This window comes from Desulfoplanes sp., assembly GCF_054921335.1.
The window spans coordinates 26643-44748 of record NZ_JBUDSQ010000025.1 but is presented as its reverse complement, the minus strand read 5'-3'; the positions used below and the strand labels follow the sequence as shown (position 1 = coordinate 44748).

At 51.0% G+C, this 18106-nt stretch carries 11 protein-coding genes and 3 pseudogenes; 3 read left to right on the top strand and 11 right to left on the bottom strand.

What is annotated here, in order from left to right; genetic code table 11:
• Positions 1–272: 272 nt before the first annotated feature.
• From ACY692_RS07535 to ACY692_RS07525, 3 genes are all read right to left on the bottom strand, one after another.
• Complete coding sequence (locus tag ACY692_RS07535) at positions 273–1562, bottom strand: sensor domain-containing diguanylate cyclase (protein ID WP_462324739.1); 1290 nt, start codon at positions 1560–1562, stop codon at positions 273–275.
• A 557-nt stretch (positions 1563–2119) separates the two neighbouring features.
• Positions 2120–3169, bottom strand: coding sequence for a uroporphyrinogen decarboxylase family protein (locus ACY692_RS07530; protein ID WP_462324738.1), 1050 nt, complete (start codon positions 3167–3169; stop codon positions 2120–2122).
• Positions 3166–3798: a cobalamin B12-binding domain-containing protein gene (locus tag ACY692_RS07525; protein WP_462324737.1), complete on the bottom strand. Its 633-nt coding sequence runs from the start codon at positions 3796–3798 to the stop codon at positions 3166–3168. The genes ACY692_RS07530 and ACY692_RS07525 overlap by 4 nt, the downstream gene beginning before the upstream one ends.
• A gap of 742 nt (positions 3799–4540) precedes the next feature.
• On the opposite strand from ACY692_RS07525, the gene ACY692_RS07520 reads away from it, so the two are divergent.
• Entirely contained in the window at positions 4541–5218 is a 678-nt protein-coding gene (locus tag ACY692_RS07520; protein ID WP_462324736.1) for a spermidine synthase, read from the top strand.
• Between the two features lie 245 nt (positions 5219–5463).
• On the opposite strand, the gene ACY692_RS07515 is transcribed toward ACY692_RS07520, so the two are convergent.
• The 3 genes from ACY692_RS07515 to ACY692_RS07505 all read right to left on the bottom strand — a co-directional run bounded on the left by ACY692_RS07515 (position 5464) and on the right by ACY692_RS07505 (position 10287).
• Entirely contained in the window at positions 5464–7935 is a 2472-nt protein-coding gene (locus ACY692_RS07515; protein ID WP_462324735.1) for an EAL domain-containing protein, read from the bottom strand.
• A gap of 62 nt (positions 7936–7997) precedes the next feature.
• Positions 7998–8915 (bottom strand): phosphate/phosphite/phosphonate ABC transporter substrate-binding protein, encoded by a 918-nt coding sequence (locus tag ACY692_RS07510; RefSeq protein WP_462324734.1) that lies wholly within the window; start codon positions 8913–8915, stop codon positions 7998–8000.
• Positions 8896–10287: a TolC family protein gene (locus ACY692_RS07505; protein ID WP_462324733.1), complete on the bottom strand. Its 1392-nt coding sequence runs from the start codon at positions 10285–10287 to the stop codon at positions 8896–8898. Before ACY692_RS07505 ends, ACY692_RS07510 begins: the two co-directional genes overlap by 20 nt.
• Before the next feature lie 572 nt (positions 10288–10859).
• On the opposite strand from ACY692_RS07505, the gene ACY692_RS07500 reads away from it, so the two are divergent.
• A complete protein-coding gene (locus ACY692_RS07500) occupies positions 10860–11090 on the top strand; it encodes a hypothetical protein (protein WP_462324732.1) in 231 nt (76 codons plus the stop codon).
• A 19-nt stretch (positions 11091–11109) separates the two neighbouring features.
• Positions 11110–11502 (top strand): annotated as a pseudogene (locus tag ACY692_RS07495) (nickel-dependent hydrogenase large subunit); the annotation flags it as partial.
• Positions 11503–11776: 274 nt separating this feature from the next.
• Here the strand turns inward: ACY692_RS07495 and ACY692_RS07490 are convergent.
• The 5 genes and pseudogenes from ACY692_RS07490 to ACY692_RS07470 form a co-directional block, all read right to left on the bottom strand.
• Positions 11777–12916: an HD-GYP domain-containing protein gene (locus ACY692_RS07490; RefSeq protein WP_462324731.1), complete on the bottom strand. Its 1140-nt coding sequence runs from the start codon at positions 12914–12916 to the stop codon at positions 11777–11779.
• 79 nt (positions 12917–12995) lie between these two features.
• Positions 12996–15038: a methyl-accepting chemotaxis protein gene (locus tag ACY692_RS07485; RefSeq protein ID WP_462324730.1), complete on the bottom strand. Its 2043-nt coding sequence runs from the start codon at positions 15036–15038 to the stop codon at positions 12996–12998.
• Positions 15039–15217: 179 nt separating this feature from the next.
• A pseudogene (locus ACY692_RS07480) lies at positions 15218–16252 on the bottom strand (methyl-accepting chemotaxis protein); the annotation flags it as partial.
• A gap of 150 nt (positions 16253–16402) precedes the next feature.
• Positions 16403–17437, bottom strand: a pseudogene (locus ACY692_RS07475) (Cache 3/Cache 2 fusion domain-containing protein); the annotation flags it as partial.
• A 66-nt stretch (positions 17438–17503) separates the two neighbouring features.
• On the bottom strand, positions 17504–18004 hold the full coding sequence (locus ACY692_RS07470; RefSeq protein WP_462324729.1) for a chemotaxis protein CheW: 501 nt from the start codon (positions 18002–18004) through the stop codon (positions 17504–17506).
• Between the last annotated feature and the right edge of the window lie 102 nt (positions 18005–18106).

The following is an 18106-nucleotide window of genomic DNA, read 5'->3' as shown; positions in this document are numbered from 1 at the left end:
CGAAATCGAGTTATCCGCAAGGGTACGTGGGTTCGAATCCCACCCTCTCCGCCATAAAACCAAAGGGTTACGTTATAGCAACGTAACCCTTCTTTTTTTCATGCGTGATTTTATGCGTGGATTTGTTTTTTTATAAAAAAGCAGCATCCCACCCTCGGCCTTCGGGACGCAGAGCCCGCCGGTTCGAATCCGGCCATCCCGAACAATAAGGAACATGGGGACGTTACGTATTATCACAGTAACGGTACATTGTGATCGAGCCTCTGTGTTCCTTATTTCTGGTTGCAACTGCCCGCAAGCAGGGAGACCGACCTGTTTCGTCCCTCGGTCTTTGCTGTGTACATCGCGTTGTCGGCACGTTTTACAAGACTGTCCGCGTTGTCTTCACGCGTCCATTGGGTAAGCCCCACACTCACCGTGCACCGGATGATCCGGCCGTCTTCTTCCAGACACAAAGCTTCCATTGTCTCGCGCAAACGTTCCGCAACAGTCATTGCGTTGTCGGCATCGATTTCCGGAAGCAGGACAGCAAATTCTTCTCCTCCGATACGTCCCAGCACATCATTGTCCCGCAGTTCCTCACGACAGGCCTCGGTAAAAGCACAAAGCACCATATCCCCGGCGGCATGACCGTAGGTATCGTTAACATTCTTGAAAAGATCGATATCCAAGAAAAGGACGGACAGGGGGTGTGAATACCGTTCACTGCGTTTGATTTCCCCTTCCAGGGCATTGAAAAAAAAGGCCCTGTTATAGGCACCCGTCAAGGAATCCAAAAAGGCCTGCCGTTCAATCCGGGAGGTATACGCCCTGATCTGCTCGAATTTTCGCACGTTTTCGATGGCCAGACTGCAGATATTGACCATGCTCAAGGCCATGTTCAAATAATATTCTTTATACTCGGGAAAATTCAGATGATCGACTTCCAGAACTCCCAACACCTCATCCTTATAGGTAAACCGCAGGATGAACCCGTTTCCGGATTCGGTCCAACCGTACTCTTCATCAAAGGCTGCAAGACGACAGATTGTTGTCGGATCGTCCAGAATCTCTCCGTGAGAACCCGAGAACAACCGTTCGGGATTTCCATCGAGTATACGCAGATACAGCAGGTGTCCCGGCGCAAAAAGCATACTGAAAATATCCAGGATGTTCGTTGCGGTCTCAACTATCCCTTCACTTCTATTGAGCCGGCCCAGCAGGTCGAGAGCTGCGGCGTAATCTGCTGTCTGACGCCGAAGATCATCCAGATCGTTCCGGTAGGATGCTTCCTCATGGCTTCGGGCAGTACGTCCCTCCAAAAAGACTTCCACAAGTTTGAGATGAAAATAGTGCGTACCCGCGGGAATAATTTCCAGAGGAAGATCCAGATACGTGGCCACCTCACGAGCCAGAGGCCGGGCGTCCGCCAAAACCTTGGTGTCAACAAATACCAGTTTACGGCTGATGTCATGAAAAAACTCCCTGGCCAGGGTTTGATCAAATCCCCACGCACGAAAACGCGCTTTCCAGATGGTCAGCCAGAAGGGTGAAAAGAGATAGGCATTGTCCGCAAGATGCATATCAACGATTTCCGGATTGAGAAACCAGTAAAAACATTGGTCCTGCCTGTGCACAAAGATATCGGGTCGCCCGGCATATTGAGCTCCGGGTTCCGTCAGACAAAATCCTCCGATAATATGGGCCTGTTCGTTTTTATTGAAAGACAGGGAATTTAGAATATCAGCATCCGTCTTCTGTACATTTCCTCCACAAAGCTGTGGGAATATGGTGTGCAGAATAGGGCCAAACTGAGGTATAAGGGCAGGAAGAACAGCATGTAACTCACGGGCATACGTGGAGCAGGAAAAAATCCGGATCGGTTTGCTCATTATAAGGATTTCCAATAACTTCAGAGAAACAGTTTTTTTTCCTAAATCGGCCAAGCCGCAGTTTTACGTTTTAGGTTTTAAGTTCAAGTAGTTATAAAATTTTCTTGTTTGGTATGGCAGACTCTTGCGGATAAGGTACGAAAAGCACGGGACGGTGCAGAATGCAATATACAGAAAGGTCAATAAAAACGACCGTGTAATGCCGGGATCTGGAGATACCGGCCTACACGTGCTCCACTAAAAGACCGTCATTTCTCAACAGACAAGGGATAGCGGCCCCATTTTCTCGCGGCACGGGAGATGGCCAGCAAAATCTCATCCGGAACCTGGAATGGAATTTCTCCGTGATTATCCGTGAGAATAAAACCCCCGCCTTCTCCGGCTTGGGCAATGGCTGTCCGAACCGCATCTTCGGCCTGTTCAGGGGTCCATCGACGCATGGCAACGCCGTTGAGATTACCCAGAATGGTCAATCGGTTCCTACAGGCCGTTTTCAGACTTCCAAGATCTTCCAGTACGCTGACGCCGACACCACCCGTACCCGTCTTAGCCAGATCGTCGATAATGGGGAGCGTCATGCCGGATGCCATATGGGTAACCGTGGCCCCCTGTATGCCGCTCAGGGTTCGCTTGGCCGTAAGAAATCCCGTACGCAGATATTTTTCTCGGGGAATGATGGTTGGCGAGGAAACCGGATCAAAATAACAGATGGCCGTAGCTCCAGCGGCTAGTTGGGCATTGGCCCACCGGATGCAGAACGTTTCATTGACGGCCATGAGCGCGGCAAAGGCCCCGGGGTTCTCGTACATGAGGAGCAGATAGCTCTCAAATCCCATCTGCATCACCGGGAGAGAAAAAGGTGAGATGACGACTCCGACAATAGGCACCTCGTCACCCACCGCTTCTTTCAGACCGGTGATAGTCGTAAGTGTTTTTTCAAGACCTGGACAATCCTCGATCCGGGGCGGTTCAAGGTGGGCAACATCTTCAGGGGAGTGAATAATCGGCGGTCCGGCGTTGGCGGGTCCGTTCTCGGACAGCAGGACCTCCCCCCCGAAGGCCTCCACTTCCTGGGCGGCGTGAGAAAAAGCAATCAGGCAGTCGTTGTCGTATTTTTCCCTAAGACGGAGCTGTCCCTGAACAACATGCTCTGCCCGGGAAAAATAGTTCGCAAGAGACATTCCGAGTTCCTTTGCCCCGTGCATGGTGAGCGAAAGGAAAAGAGGAACCCTGTCAGGTTCCTTGTGGCCCAGCGTGGTGAGGGTTCGTTGCATGGAGGTCATGGCAAGAGCGTTCATGATGTTTTCTCCGTAAATTGTCGGACAAGAGCAACAGCATCTCCCGCGTTCCTGCCAACACCGTCTGCTCCCACTTCCTGCCATAAAAGAGGATCAAAACGGAACGGAGCACCTCCCACAATCACTTTGACCCGGATTGCGCGTTCCTTCAAGGCAGCCTGCAAATTTTTCACACGCAGTGCGGCAGGAAGCATCAATGTGGAAACAAGAAGGATTTCAATCTGATCCGTTGCAAGAAAACGGACCAGTTCATCCACGCTCACCCGGCCATAATCCACAAGGGGATAGCCGCTTGACCGTAGAACGGATGCGACAATCCGTTTTCCCAACATATGATAGTCTTCCAGAACGGCAATGGCCACCCTGCATGGATTTTCCTCCCTGAATACGGATAGCGGTAAAAGAGAATCCAGGAGCTCTTCACAGATCCTGCCACTCATGTAAACCTGTGAGAGAGCAATGGTTCCTACTTCCCAGCTCAGGCCGATATCTTCCAGGACAGCAGCCATCACTGTTTCCACAAATTCCAGGGGCTCTCCTTCTTGTGAGGCGTCCTCAAAAATGCGACGAGCTCCGATGCGATCCAGGGTCAGGAGTGATTCTTTGAATGCTTCAATATACTTTTGCATAGAAATCCCGCACTCAGTAGAAAAAATATTTGATCCATCCTAACAAAACGTCAGGATATTCCGGTCCAGTAAGACCCATGCCCAACCCATTGTTTTTTCTCGCCTCCCGGGGCTCGAAAAAACAGGGGGTTCGTGATCGGTGATCGCCCCCACGAATCTATCAGGAATGATTGCGTTTAGACTATTTTTATCTGGAATTGCTGAAAAAACGTAAAAACCGAAGCTGCCGGCATATATATCTATTTTTGCATTGGTAACATTCTGTATTTTTGGTAGATTTAGTATATTTATAATTATAACCGGTACGTATATCCTCGCAAGTTGTCAATTATGGACACCTTGATTGTCGCGTTAGAAAAAATCATGTATATTTATCAGGATCTGGCGATTAGAGAGGTGTCCAGCATATCCGTTGACAGATATTCGTGTTGATTCTATTTGTACTTTCGAGATGAAACCAATGTTCAGGGCACTGAAATCCGCAACGGTCCGGTGCAAAAAAATCAATGACTGTAAAAAACGTAAAAAAAACTGTGCAATGCATGGAAGCGGGTAACCGAAAGATCGTTCTTCGTGACCAGCCCGGACAGGATTACATCGGTCAGAGGAAACAAATACAGTCCCTGCGCATCATTTTGCCAGTAATTACAGCCCCTATCTCTCAAATCCGACAGCACACCGACCCCTTCCGATCCGCTATTTTTATACCGATATCATTTATCATCAATACCCGAGTATTCTCATGATCCCCTGGAAACTTTTACATACGGCATCTGTCCCCGGCTCCGACACCCCTCTTCATCTGTACCGACGCGGGCAGGAATACTCCATCCGCGTTGGTGCGGAAGAACTCATGAACAGCCGGGTCCATGGATCGGAAACGGCCCTGGCGGAGCTGACCTGCGCAAAGATCAGGAGCATTGCCGCGCCCGCAATTCTGATCGGTGGTCTAGGCATGGGATTCACCGTTGCCGCAGCCCTGGCGCATCTGGATGCAAAAGCCATAGTCACGGTTGCCGAACTCATCCCCGAAGTCGTGGAGTGGAACAGAACGGTTCTGGCAGCTTTTGCCGGCCGCCCTCTTTTCGACAAACGGGTTCAGGTGAAAACTGCAGACGTTGCTGAAATAATGAGGAATAATCCCGGAAAATACGACGCCATCCTGCTCGATGTGGACAACGGCCCCGAGGCAATGACCCATCGTGAAAATTCAAAACTCTACACCATGCAGGGGCTAAAAAGGGCCCGGACCGCCTTGCGTCCGGGGGGAATCCTGTCGGTCTGGTCGGCAGGACCCAGCCTCGCCTTCACCAAACGTCTCACTAAAACGGGCTTCCTGGTTGAACAGACCCAAGCCTATGCAAGGGGCGCGCATGGTGGCAGCAAACACTCCATATGGCTGGCTCGGCGGGAGAGGTAGCCCCGCCGTTCTTATCAAGTACCGAGTAAGATGTGCCTGCAAAAAAGAGATTTTTGCAGGCAGCCCCCTGTGTCAGGGAAGTTGAAAGTTATCCTTATTGGCCTTATTGGGGTCGGACCAATGTAACATCCTAAAATAGTTTACCATAACAGCTCAAAGAGGGCTGTTTTCTGCCTTAAAACCACTTTTTTGCCCCCCAAACCGTCCATCTAAGACAATTACCGCAATACGACTTTCATGCCCTATCATGCCTGGGCGTGGGGACTTCCGTGAACCGAATCTATGGGCATAGCATGGATCTGCTCGAGTGTCAGTCCCTTGGAAAGGGTGAGCATGGTTGTCATGTCTTTTTCGGGCAGGGGTTTGCTGAGATAGAATCCCTGGAGATAGTGGCAGTCCATATCGCTCAGCATCACCGCCTGGGTCTTGGTTTCCACGCCCTCGGCAATGACCTCGCGGTTGAGTCCCCGGGCCAGGGATATGATGCTGGCAACGATGGGGGAACGATTCTCCGGGTCGAGCAGCCCATCCACAAAAAACTTGTCGATCTTCAGGGTGTGGTAGGGCAATTCCTCCAGATAGCGCAGAGATGAGTACCCTGTGCCGAAATCGTCCAGGGCGATGGAGAATCCGGCCCCACAGAATTTTTCGATGATGGATCTGGCCGTTTCGATATCGTACATCATGCTCGTTTCCGTCACTTCGAGCTCCACATGTTTGATATCAATGTGCCGTTCCCGGGCACTGGTGATGATGAAATCCACAATGTCCTGACTATACAGAGATCGTGTGGACAGATTGACAGAAAGCACGCCCGACCATCCCTCGGCCTGCCAGAGGGCCAGTTGGTCGAATCCCTTGCGGACCACGATACGGGTGATATCGTTGATGAGATCCGATTTTTCCGCCACGGGGATGAATTCGCCGGGTGGGATCAGGTCACCGCCTGCAGTCCGCCAGCGTACCAATGCCTCGATGCGGGCGATTTTTCCCGCCATGGTGAAGATGGGTTGGAAATGGAGAAGCAAGTCGTCGTTTGCAATGGCGGTCTTCAACTGTTGTTCCAGGGTATATTCGTTGCGCACTCGCTCATGCATTTCATAATCGTAAAAGGCCACCTGCTTCTTTCCCTGACTCTTGGCCTTGTACATGGCCATATCGGAATTCGCCAGCAACTGATCAAGCGAGGTTCCGTCATCAGGAAAAACAGCAATGCCGCAACTCATGGACAGGTTGACGGTGACGGTGTCCGAGAGGGCAAAGTCGGTATCGAACACGGCCATCAGCTTGTCGATCATCAGACTCACGATTTTTCGTTTGGCAACGTTGCCCAGCACCACGATGAATTCATCGCCGCCCAGACGGCCGACCAGGTCGTTGCCGCGAAGGGACCGTTTGAGGCGTTTGGAAACTTCCTGCAGGACAAGATCGCCACTTTTATGACCGTAATTGTCATTGACGTGTTTGAAGTTGTCGAGATCGATGAAAAACACGGCCAGTTTTCTGCTCGAGTCCTTCCCAGCATCCACGAGTGACCGAATATGCTCGCTGATGAACTTGCGGTTGGGAAGTCCTGTCAGCGAATCATGATACGCCTGATGCTGGATCAGCTCTTCCTTGGCCTTGAGTTCCGAGACATCCCGCAGAATGAATACATGGTGCGAAATGCGTCCCCGTGCATCCCGGATCGTGGAGACACTCATGTGAAAGGCTCGGAGAGGCGCATCGCCCGAGACATTGGAGGCATTGCCTTCCCATACACCTTGAGAGCGGATCGTTTTCCAGACGGCATCGGCATCCAGGGCACTGCCGCCCCCGGCAAGGAGGTGAAGCGGGTCCTTGCCTTCCAGTTCCTCCCTGGACAATCCCATGAGCCGGGGAAAGGCCGGGTTGAGCAATTCGATACACCCGTCCGCATTGGTGATACATATGCCTTCGCGACAGCAGTTGAACATTTCGTGCATGAGGTTCAGCTGTCGGTTGGCCGAAGAAAGCTGTTGCGTTCTGATTTCGACCCGCTCTTCCAGGGTGTCGTGGGCCTCACGCAATTTGCGCTGGCTGTCCTCGATGGATTCGACCATGGCATTGAAGGTTTCGGCCAGGCCTTGGATCTCATCATTGCTACTGATGGTCACGCGTTTACCGTTGAACCCCCCTGCAATGGAAACCCGGACAAACCGTTCGAGTGCCAGAATGGGATTGACGATTTTTCGGCTGACCAGCGCTGAGAGCAGGAAGCCGAAGAAAAGGACCCCGAGAGCGGTCAACCAGGTTGCCATGTACATCTGATTCTGGGCCGAGTAATAGGCGTCCGGCTTCAGACCGATGGACAGTTTGCCAAGGTCAAGGCCCAGCTGGGAGAGAGTCGAGGTATAGTGGTACACTTCGGCGTCCACTATGGAACTGTGGATGAACCGACCGGTATCCTCGGGAGTACGTTGCAGAGATGCACACGGATCATTCGCTTCCATGAACCATCTGTCGTGAAGAAAGACAATGGAATCCTGGTCTTTTTTTGATATGACGATATAGGCGATGGAGTCCCTGCGGGAGACAATGGAAAAGCACTGCTCAACGACCGATGCGACATCATCGGAGATGAGAGCCGATAGAATCGTTTCCTTGATGGCTGCCGAGAGATTTTTGGACTGGGAGTCGAGATTGGTGACCAGTGCTTTTTGTTCGATGGGGATGATAGCCGCAACAAAAACTATCACGATTGCCAGTGAGAGGAGGAGACTTACAAGAGTCGTCTTTGCACGTATGCCGTTTATCATGGTCAGTACGGGCATTCCTGAGCTGTAGGGGTGAATAAGGTTTCGGCGGAATCAATATACGGCTTCTTGTATACCAGAAGATTGGAAAGTTGAAAAAGCGTGTATATCTGCTGGCCGCGGGGTAATTCCTGGATACGCAGAGCCGTGTCCAGAACGGTCTTTTTCATGTCCTTATCAATTTTGGAAGTAAAGCACAGGACATGACTCAAGATGCTGGGAGATACGGCCAGCATTTTGATATGCTGAGGGATTTGCGGATTGAGTTCGGCCATGACGTCAAAGGCGTACTTGGTGACCAGGCCGACTTCGATTTTATTGAAGAATAGCTGGATGATGACCCGGGAGGGACGGGGTTCAATGGTGATTTTGGAAAAGAAGTTCTCCTGGCAGGGGAGCCCCCTGTTTTTGAGGAGAATACGTATCCATTCCCGCCCCACAATGTCGTGTTCCTGCTCGCTCATGATGGAGATTGGTTTGCCGGCCAGTTCGTCGATGGAGGTTATGCCCGAGTCCTTGTTCACAATGAGCATGTATTGCTGATCCATGCCGTTGGAACCGATGGCAACGGCTCCGGGCTCGAGGCAATAGGTGTTTTTGAGGCGAATATAGTAGGGAGTCGGCAGGAATATCAAGTCAATGGCTTTTGAATCCAGAACCTCTTTGAGATCCTCGTAGTCTTCGACATAGTGCGGTGTCACTTTGTCGAACAATGGCGTGGCTGCCGTCATTTCTTCCAGCCACAGCTTCATACCGGCTTTTGCATCCTGCGGATTGACAGCGCCTGAAATGAATGCCGTAGGGATGCCGAAATCCAGAGTTCTCGGTTCTGCATATGCGATGCGTGGCCCCTGCACAGAAAGGGCGGCAAAGACCGTGAGCCATGCAACTGCCCAAGCATATCTAGTTGGTTGCGAGTACATCGGCGATCTGTTTCCCCAAGAGCATCTCGATTTTAGCGAGGGTTTCGTAGTGAGCATATCGGGCCCTGTAATGGCCTGCCGCAGTCAGGGATTCCGCCACCTGAGCCTCTATGATGTCCCGGGTTTCCACCATGTGCATGGTGTACGCCTTTTCATTGAGGAGGCGATTCTCACGGGCAGCAACCATGGCATCTCGTGTTGTCTGCACCTGACGCGCACTGCGTACAGCCGCAAGGCAGAGGTTCTTCATGTGCAGCGCCAGGCCGTGTTCAAACACGATTTTCTTTTTTTTCAATTGACGCAGTATGGCCTGGCTCTTGTCCACCGACGCCCTGGTGCCGAATCCGCTGAAAAGGGGCAGGGTGACGTTCAATCCGCCGGTCAGACGTTTCTTGTCTTTTTCGGTGACAATGCCCAGGTCGTACTCGTTGATGGTTTTTCTGAAATTGCCAAACAGGGTGACAACAGGAAAATACCCGGCTTTGGATTCCCTGATTTTTTCCCGGGTTGCCTTCAGGGCCAGTTCGATGGAACGCATGTCCACATTGAAAGCATAGGCATCGGTGACCAGGGAGTGCGTATCCAGACCGATGGGCTGGAAAGGAACGGCTGTATCCTTGATATCGATGTCCTCGTTCCAGTCGAGACCCATGATATTGACCAACGAAGCCGAGGCCAGTTCGACATTGGCGTCCAACCCGACAACCGTGGTTTTGATGGTTTCCACAAAATATTTGTTGCGCAGAAAATCCGTCTTGAGCACGCCGCCGAGCCCCTGTTCGTAGAATCTCTTGGTCACAAAGAGGGTCGCTTCCATCCGTTCGAGGGTATCGTGTCCAAGAGCCTTGAGCCGGCGTGCCAGTACGAGGCCGTAATAGGTCTGTTTGGCCTCAAGGGTCAGTTTCAGTTCTTCACGTACAATGTCCACTCCGGCCATGTCCACGCCGATTTCCGCCTGTCTGGCCATGGCCGAACGTTTGCCCCCTCCCCAGAGAAGCCAGGTGGCCGTGAGATCCATATCCAGATTTTTGTTGTCCCGGAGTTTGGTTACCTGATCGGGCACGGAAATGGAGCCCATGCCGGGCAGGGCAACGGTCATGCCTTCGGACACGAATTGTGGGTCATGGTCATCCATGGTGCCGGAGGCCGAAAAGGCAAGGGACGGCCAATAGGCGGCAAGGGCCTGCTGGTGCTGCGCTCTGGCAATTGCCTGCCCTTCCCTGGCAATGAGTCCGCGCTGATTGTTGGAGAGGGCCGAAGCGATGCAATCGGACAAGGAGTACGCAGTGGCATTGTGTCCGGCTTGGGCCGATAGCGGACAGAGGAGACATATCGCCAGAAGCAGGGGGATTATGGAAGGAACGTGTTTCAATGGATCAGACTCGGTTGGAGAGATGTTGATGGAATGATGAGATGGGCAAAAAAAATAGAATTTTATAACTCAATTTTCATGGTTTGTCGAATGGAGGTGAAACAGAGGAATACTCTATCAGAAGGAACATTGGTGTGATCGATGAGGGCGAACCTGTCCCCCAAGTGTCTCCTTCGATCAGGTCAAGCACCTGCTCAGCTCAAAGGATGAACGGAAGTTCACCTCCCTGGCAGGGGCCAACGGCGTCTATTCCATGAAAAGGCTTGGTACGGGTTGAGAGAGTACGACAATATTGATCTTCTGAAGAGCGAATGGAAACGACTCACAGCCAAGTAAAGGAAGTGCACCATGCCAAAAAGAAAAAATCCCCCGGTTATTCGCTCTGTAGCGGCCCTTTCTCCCTATATGCTCCGGCTCACCTGGAAAAACGGCGTTGAAGCCGATGTGGATGTATCCGAGGTGATCAACACACGTATCAGATTGACGAACCTCTCCGCGGTGACAAAAAAGTATGGGAAAAGGTCCGGGTTGCAAGCTGGGGGTGGTATGTAAAATGGACAGAAGAGATTGACATGAGCGGGGAAACGATCTGGGGACTGTATCAGGAACAAACCGGGGAAGTCATGCGCCAGGCCGATTTTTTCCTCTGGCGAAAGAGCTTCCACCTCTCTCAGGAAAAGGCCGCGCAGCAAGTACTTGGCCTCAGCCGGAGAACAATCATCAATGGCGAGAAGGGAGGGCAACCCATTCCCAAATACATCCGTCCTGCCTGCAACGGTGCTGAACAGGAAATGAGTTCGTGAGTAAAAGGAGGATTAATCTATGTCCGGTTGTCATCCCAAAGCCACGCCAGCGGCCGTTGTTCCACCAAAAGGCAATTTCAGCGGCCCCATTGTGGTCGATCCCATCACCTGAATCGAGGGCCATCTGCACATCGAAGTCGAAGTGGATGACGGCAGAATCTCCAAGGCATGGTCCAGTGCCCAGCTTTTCCGAGGACTGGAAATCATCCTCAAAGGGCGTGATCCTCAGGATGCCCAGCATTTTACCCAGCGGACCTGCGGCGTGTGTACCTACACTCACGCCCTTGCATCCACGCGTTGCGTTGAAAACGCCCTGGACGTGCATATTCCTGAAAACGCCACGCTGATCAGAAATCTGGTCCTCGGTGCCCAGTATCTTCATGATCATATCGTCCACTTCTATCACCTGCACACAGGGATGCAAGGCTGCCTATTATAGAATATAGGGACGGGGTAAAAAAATATTTGCTGGAGAGTCGTGAGCCCGGCTGACGCATCTGAAATGAGTATGGTCAGCTTATACCACTCCTTTTACGGGATAAACGGACGGTACAAGCGCATAAACAGGCCCTTTTTGAATAATTTACAAATGTATCCCGGATAGATACCGAGATCTGACTCCGTTATAATACGTACAACACTCCTATTGATCCACCGCTTGCCTGTGCATCCACATATTTGACAGGTTACCCAATATGGGCAGACTGGATAGCCCTAAAATCATCAAAATGTTCTACAAAAAGATCCAACAGAACCGGGTCAAAATGTTTTGCACGCTCCTGTTTCATGATGCAGAGAGCCTTTTCATTGGAAAAGGCTTCTTTGTATGGACGTTTGGAGGTCAGGGCGTCAAAAACATCACTCACGGCACATATCCGTCCCGGGATAGGGATCATCTCTCCGGAAAGACCGATAGGGTATCCGGATCCATCCCATTTTTCATGATGGGTGAGGGCAATGATATGCCCTGCATCGGTATAATCCGACGATGAATCGCTGAGGAGTTCCGCACCATAGACCGTGTGTTGTTTCATTTGCTCCCATTCGTTGGGGGTAAGCTTTCCCGGCTTGTTGAGGATACAGTCGGGGATACCGATTTTTCCAACATCATGCATGGGACTGGACTGACGGATCAACTCCACTTTGGCCCCGGAAAGTCCATAGATCCTACCCAACAAGGCCGCATATTCGGCCATACGGATAATGTGATTACCCGTTTCTGTATCCTTGAACTCGGCCGCGGAAGCGAGGCGATGGATAACCTCTAAATGGGCGTCTTCAGCTGCCTGTTGGAGGGTTTGCAAATTTTCTGTGGCAATGGATAGCGCTTTTGTCCGGACCTCGACAAGATTTTCCAGCTTCCTTCTGCACTGGACAAAAAGTTTTTTTTCCCGATGAAGATCGGTTACATTGCGCACGATGCATAACACTTCACCGTCATTGATTTTTGCCATTATTGAGACAAAAAAACGCCTTTTACCTTCGATTGTAAGTGAATATTCATACCGCTGCTCCTCCCCCGTATCCAAGACACTTCTGATCTTGATCAACAACCTTGAAGAGATATCTTCCGGCAAAAAATCCGATATCCTATTTCCCAGGAGCGTATCCCGGCTGGCGATCATATCTTTCTGCGGTCCCCAACACCGCAAATATTTTCCCTCATGGTCCAAAATGTACACTGGATCCGGAACGACTTTTCCGATCCTTTCGATATAGGAATATTCAGTATCCTCTTTTTTAAATAAGGTAGATACATTTTTATTACGCATTATATCGTACGGCACTTTTATAATATTTTGGTTACTGGTATATTCGGTATCCATTCGTTGTTGTCTCCATCCAAAAACAAAAATGACCATTCATAATTTCCCCCGTTTGGTACATAACAAGCGGGGGAAATGACTAGAAGTGCTCAAAACCCTCTTTATCCTTTATAGTATCCATTTCCAGGCTGACCCCTTTGATCGATGTAGGACTAGATTGCCCATCGGTACGTTTTTGGATTTTCAACCTGCTATTTTTGATACTACTTGCTGTATCAACGATATCCCCCTTTTGGTCATTCCCTACCCTGAAAAAGGTTATGGATGCCTGCAGCTGTTCAGCCTGTGAGGAAAGTTCCTCGGATGTTGCGGCCATTTCCTCGGATCCTGAGGCATTCTGCTGCACGACCTGATCGAGTTGCTGGATGGCTTGGTTGATCTGATCGGACCCGGCATTCTGTTCCTTGCTCGCGGCAGCGATTTCCTGGACCAAATCAGCTGTCTTTTGGATATCCGGAACGATCTTCATGAGCATTTTTCCAGCGTTTTCGGCCTTGGTCACGCTCGCACCGGACAGCTCACTGATCTCAGTAGCAGCGTTCCCACTGTTTTCTGCCAATTTGCGGACCTCTGCAGCGACAACGGCAAATCCTTTCCCGGCTTCGCCGGCCCTGGCCGCCTCGATAGCCGCATTCAGGGCGAGCAGATTGGTGTTCCGGGCGATTTCCTCGATAACGGAAATCTTTTCAGCGATATTCTTCATCGCCGTGACCGTTTCCGTGACTGCGTCACCAGTCTCCCGTGCTTCACTGGCCGCTTTGATAGAAATCTTTTCCGTCTGCAGGGCATTATCCGCGTTTTGTTTAATATTGGCAGCCATCTGTTCCATGGAGGAAGAGACTTGTTCGACAGAAGCAGCCTGTTCTGTCGCCCCCTGTGACAGGGTTTCCGAGGTAGCGCTCATCTGCTGACTTCCAGAGGCGACATTCTCGCTACCACCACGGATTTCGCTAACAACCTCCCGGAGTTTAACGACCATTCCGTCAAGTGCACCGGCCAGGATCCCGACCTCATCCTTTTGTTCGAAAGCCAATTCACCGGTAAAATCCCCACTGGCCATTGCCCCGGCAAATTCGACACACTTCTTGATCGGTCGAACAATGGTTCCGCTGATCATAAACACAAGGGCCACAAGCAATGCAATACCCACCAAAGTAATTCCCACTGCAACATACATCATATGATCGGCAGCCCCCATAATCGTATCCACTGGTATGGAAACCCCCATACACCAATTGGTGTTGGTCTCACCAAGGGAGAGTGGACTGAAAACATAGTATGCGTCACCCTTCCCGTTGGTCCCGTCCAAGGTGAATGAGAAGGTACGCCCTTTGGCTATTGTGTCGACAATTTCCTGACCATTGGGCAGTTTAGTTGAAACATTTTGTCCTAGCAATTCCCTGTTTTTGTGGGCTACGGCATTACCTTTGGCTGAAAGTAAAAAGGCATATCCCGTTCCATAGGGGGTAATGGCTGAAATCTTTTCCTGAAAATCATCCAGAGCTATATCCACACCAACGACCCCGACCACCTTTCCATCACCCCGCACCGGTACGGCAATCGAGGTCATAAGGACCGTTTTGCCGCCTACGTCATACGTGAATGGGTCCAGAATCTGGGGGCGGCCCGAATCCCTTGCCATCAGGTAGTAATCACCAGCTCCCGGCTTATTATAATCGACCAGCGGCTCAACGGCGATACTGCCGCCGGAGCGGTATACATAGGGAATAAACCGGCCTGTGGCATCATGTCCTGCAGTCCCGACGAAATTCTGATCCATAGTATCCAGAGCATCGGGTTCCCAGCATGTCCATATTCCAAGTAGGCCCTTATTCTCATCTAGAATACGACGGAGCATATCCACGAACATGTCTCTTTGGACTACAAAACCACCTTGTTTGATCCCTTCGAAGGATTGGGCAACAGACCGTGCGATGTTCAGATCACGTTCGATCTGTACGCGGACCTGGTTCCCATAACGATGGGTCAATTCCAGCGCGAGCTTGTCGGCCTGGGCCCGACTCTCCTCCATCATCTCGTTGACCATAAATCCCATCGATCCCGCGAAAATGAGCAAAAAAGTCAAGCAAATAGGTAGCATGATCTTGTAACGCAACTTCATGTTCCTGAACATTCTTCCCCCCACCCTTTTGAGAATATAACATACTTGAAAAAAACAGACAGATTAGCCTCCCCGGATGACGCAACCAATCAACCTCCTTAGCTTCGGTCTGTATATCGCATACCGTGACACCCGGCGTATCCGGGTCGTAAAGCTCGGGTCTGCATCACGATCATGGTTTATGAGAAACGCTCAAATGCAGAATCATCGTAATCACCGTTATCCACTGGCGCTGCATTCTTTGCTTTTTTCCCATCGGATATTTTGTTCTGCGTGGAGTCCAGCCCCCGGTTCTCATAGGTTGCGCTCTGTGATCCAATCATGCGCTGGGTCTGGGACGGTGCGGATCCGTCGCCATAGGGTCCGGGAGCTCCTGAACCGGTCCGACCGTTGAGCGAAAAGAACGAAATGGTCTCCTGCATCTGGTTGGCCTGTGCGGACAACTCTTCGGAGGTTGCAGCCATTTCTTCGGCTGCGGCGGCATTCTGCTGGACGACCTTGTCCAGGTCCTGGACGGCCTGATTGATTTGGGAAGCACCGGCATTCTGCTCACCGCTCGCCGCCGCGATTTCCTGGACCAGCTCCGAGGTATGCTTGATATCCGGAACCATCTTGTTCAGCATCTTCCCGGCCTTTTCCGCCACATCCACACATGAAGAGGACAGATCGCTTATCTCGTTGGCCGCATTGCCCGATCTCTCAGCCAGTTTGCGTACCTCTGCCGCAACCACGGCAAATCCCTTGCCTGCCTCACCGGCCCTGGCCGCCTCGATGGCCGCATTAAGGGCCAGCAGGTTCGTCTGGCGCGCGATTTCCTCGACAATGGTTATCTTGTCAGCAATTTCATGCATGGCTTGCAGTGTCTGATTCACTGCACGGCCCCCACCTTCTGCATCCAAGGCGGACTGGTGCGCAATTTTTTCGGTCTGCTGCGCGTTCTCCGCGTTCTGCTGGATATTGGCGGCCATCTCTTCCATACTCGATGAGACTTCTTCCACGCTTGAGGCCTGTTCTGCAGCACCCTGAGAAACCCCTTCGGAGGCTGAAGAGATCTGTCCGCTGCCCGAGGTCACATTGAGTGTCGCCCCCTGGATCGAGGCGACAATTTCTCTGAGTCTATCAGACATGGAGTTCAGGGCTTTTGCCAATTGGCCCAGTTCGTCCCGACTGTTTTCAGGGAGTTTTTCGACATCGAGTTCCCCCTGACTGATCTTGACCATGGCCTTGACCGCGTTGCCGATGGTTCCGCTGATCCTTCGGGAAAAATAATACACCGCAGCGATGGAAATAAAGAGTATGAACAGCCCCGCTCCCAGGGACCATATTCCGGATTTTTTGAGGGACTCGTCTGTAGCCCGTTTTCCCGCCATGAATTCCTCGACATATCCGGTACCTACAACGACCCAATCCCAAGGCTCGAAATACGTAGCCACAAGAATGGCCTCGCTGCCCGCAGCGCCATCGGTCCCGGCGAGGTCCACTGTCTGGACGACCGGCTCGCCCTTGGCCTGCTTGGCGTCCTTGATGAGCTTCTTGTATGGGGCGGAATTGTCGCTATCTGTCCGTGCAAAAACACTGGTTCCTTCCAAATCGTTTTGCCTGTGCAGTTTGATCTCTCCGGCCGCGTTTCCAGATCCCAGAAGAACCGAGATGTGTCCTGAAGAGCCGATAGTGACCGCTCTCAATCCCTCACGGAGCTGTTTGACGTTTTCTTGCAGGATCCCCACGTACAAACACCCGATGACCTTACCCCGTTCATCTTTGATGGGCCGGTACTGGGTCAGATACCAAGCGTTGACCACAAATGCGGTGCCGTAGTAGGTTTTTCCGGACCGGATAGTCCGGGCGACCACACTCGTACTCGGTATATAGGTCCCAACAGCCCTTTTGCCGTTATTTTTCAATATGTTCGTGGCAATACGCAGCAGGTCTCCCTGGGGATTCATAGTCTGAAAAATCGTGCATGTCGTTCCGGTCAAGGACATCATTTTATCCACGATCGGTGTGCGCACATCGGATGCGTCATTGTGACCGATCCATCCATTGCCCAGGGCCATCTTGGGAAGCCGGACAACACTCTTTGCCTTTGAGACCTGATTGATGGCTTCCCATTTTTCTTTTTCATCGAGCAGACGCAGTCCGTCGTTACGGCGAACGATGTCCAGCAACACATTCATGTCGTTTTTCAATTGCTTGGTCAGTGTCGCGTGCTGGGTTTTCAAAAGATTCGTCGCATCGGCAGTGGCCAATTCGACCTCGTGTTTAGCTTCTTCAAGAAATTGTTCTGCCAATTTGTCTGACAAAATTGAACTCTGCCAAAAAAATATCCCGAGAATACACGCAGTGGTCAAAAGAACAAGACCGGATCCTGCCGTAACGAGTTTTGTACCAATTTTCATAGGACCGTATCTCTCATCTATATATATTTACGACACGAAAAAATTCCGGAAACATATCCGAATATTTTATGTCAGTGTTTCACCGTAGTAGGATGTCCCCTCTATGGGTGTTTCTATACGCATCTCGTCTTCACTAATAATCCTTGCTCCATCCAGAATAATGACAAACCCGTTCTCCAGCCTGCCTATTTGCTTGATAAATCGATTGTCAACGCTCATACCTGATGCTGGAACAGGCTCCATGTCTTCCTGACCTATCCCTACCACTTCCTGAACGCCATCCACCTTGACCCCGAATGTTTTTGCGTTCTTACCATTTTCCAGGTCCATGATGATGATACTTGTATCAACAGAATCTTCCTTGGGGGGAAGATTGAACTTGGTCCGCAGATCGAACACCGGGACGGCATGTTCCCGCAGATTGATAACCCCGAGCATGTCCTCGTCGGTCTGTGGAAGTTTGGTGATCTTGGGCAGTTCAAGGATTTCCTTGACCGAACCGATGTCGATCCCAAAGACTTCTTCCTCGAGTACGAAGGTCAAAAATTGGTCACTGATATGGGTCATTTGAGTCTCCTTGGGGATAAATATGCAAACGATTGGATTTGATTATGCGGATGTAAACCAGAACCACTTTGAAACACGGAGTTTCCAAAATGGATTGTGGAT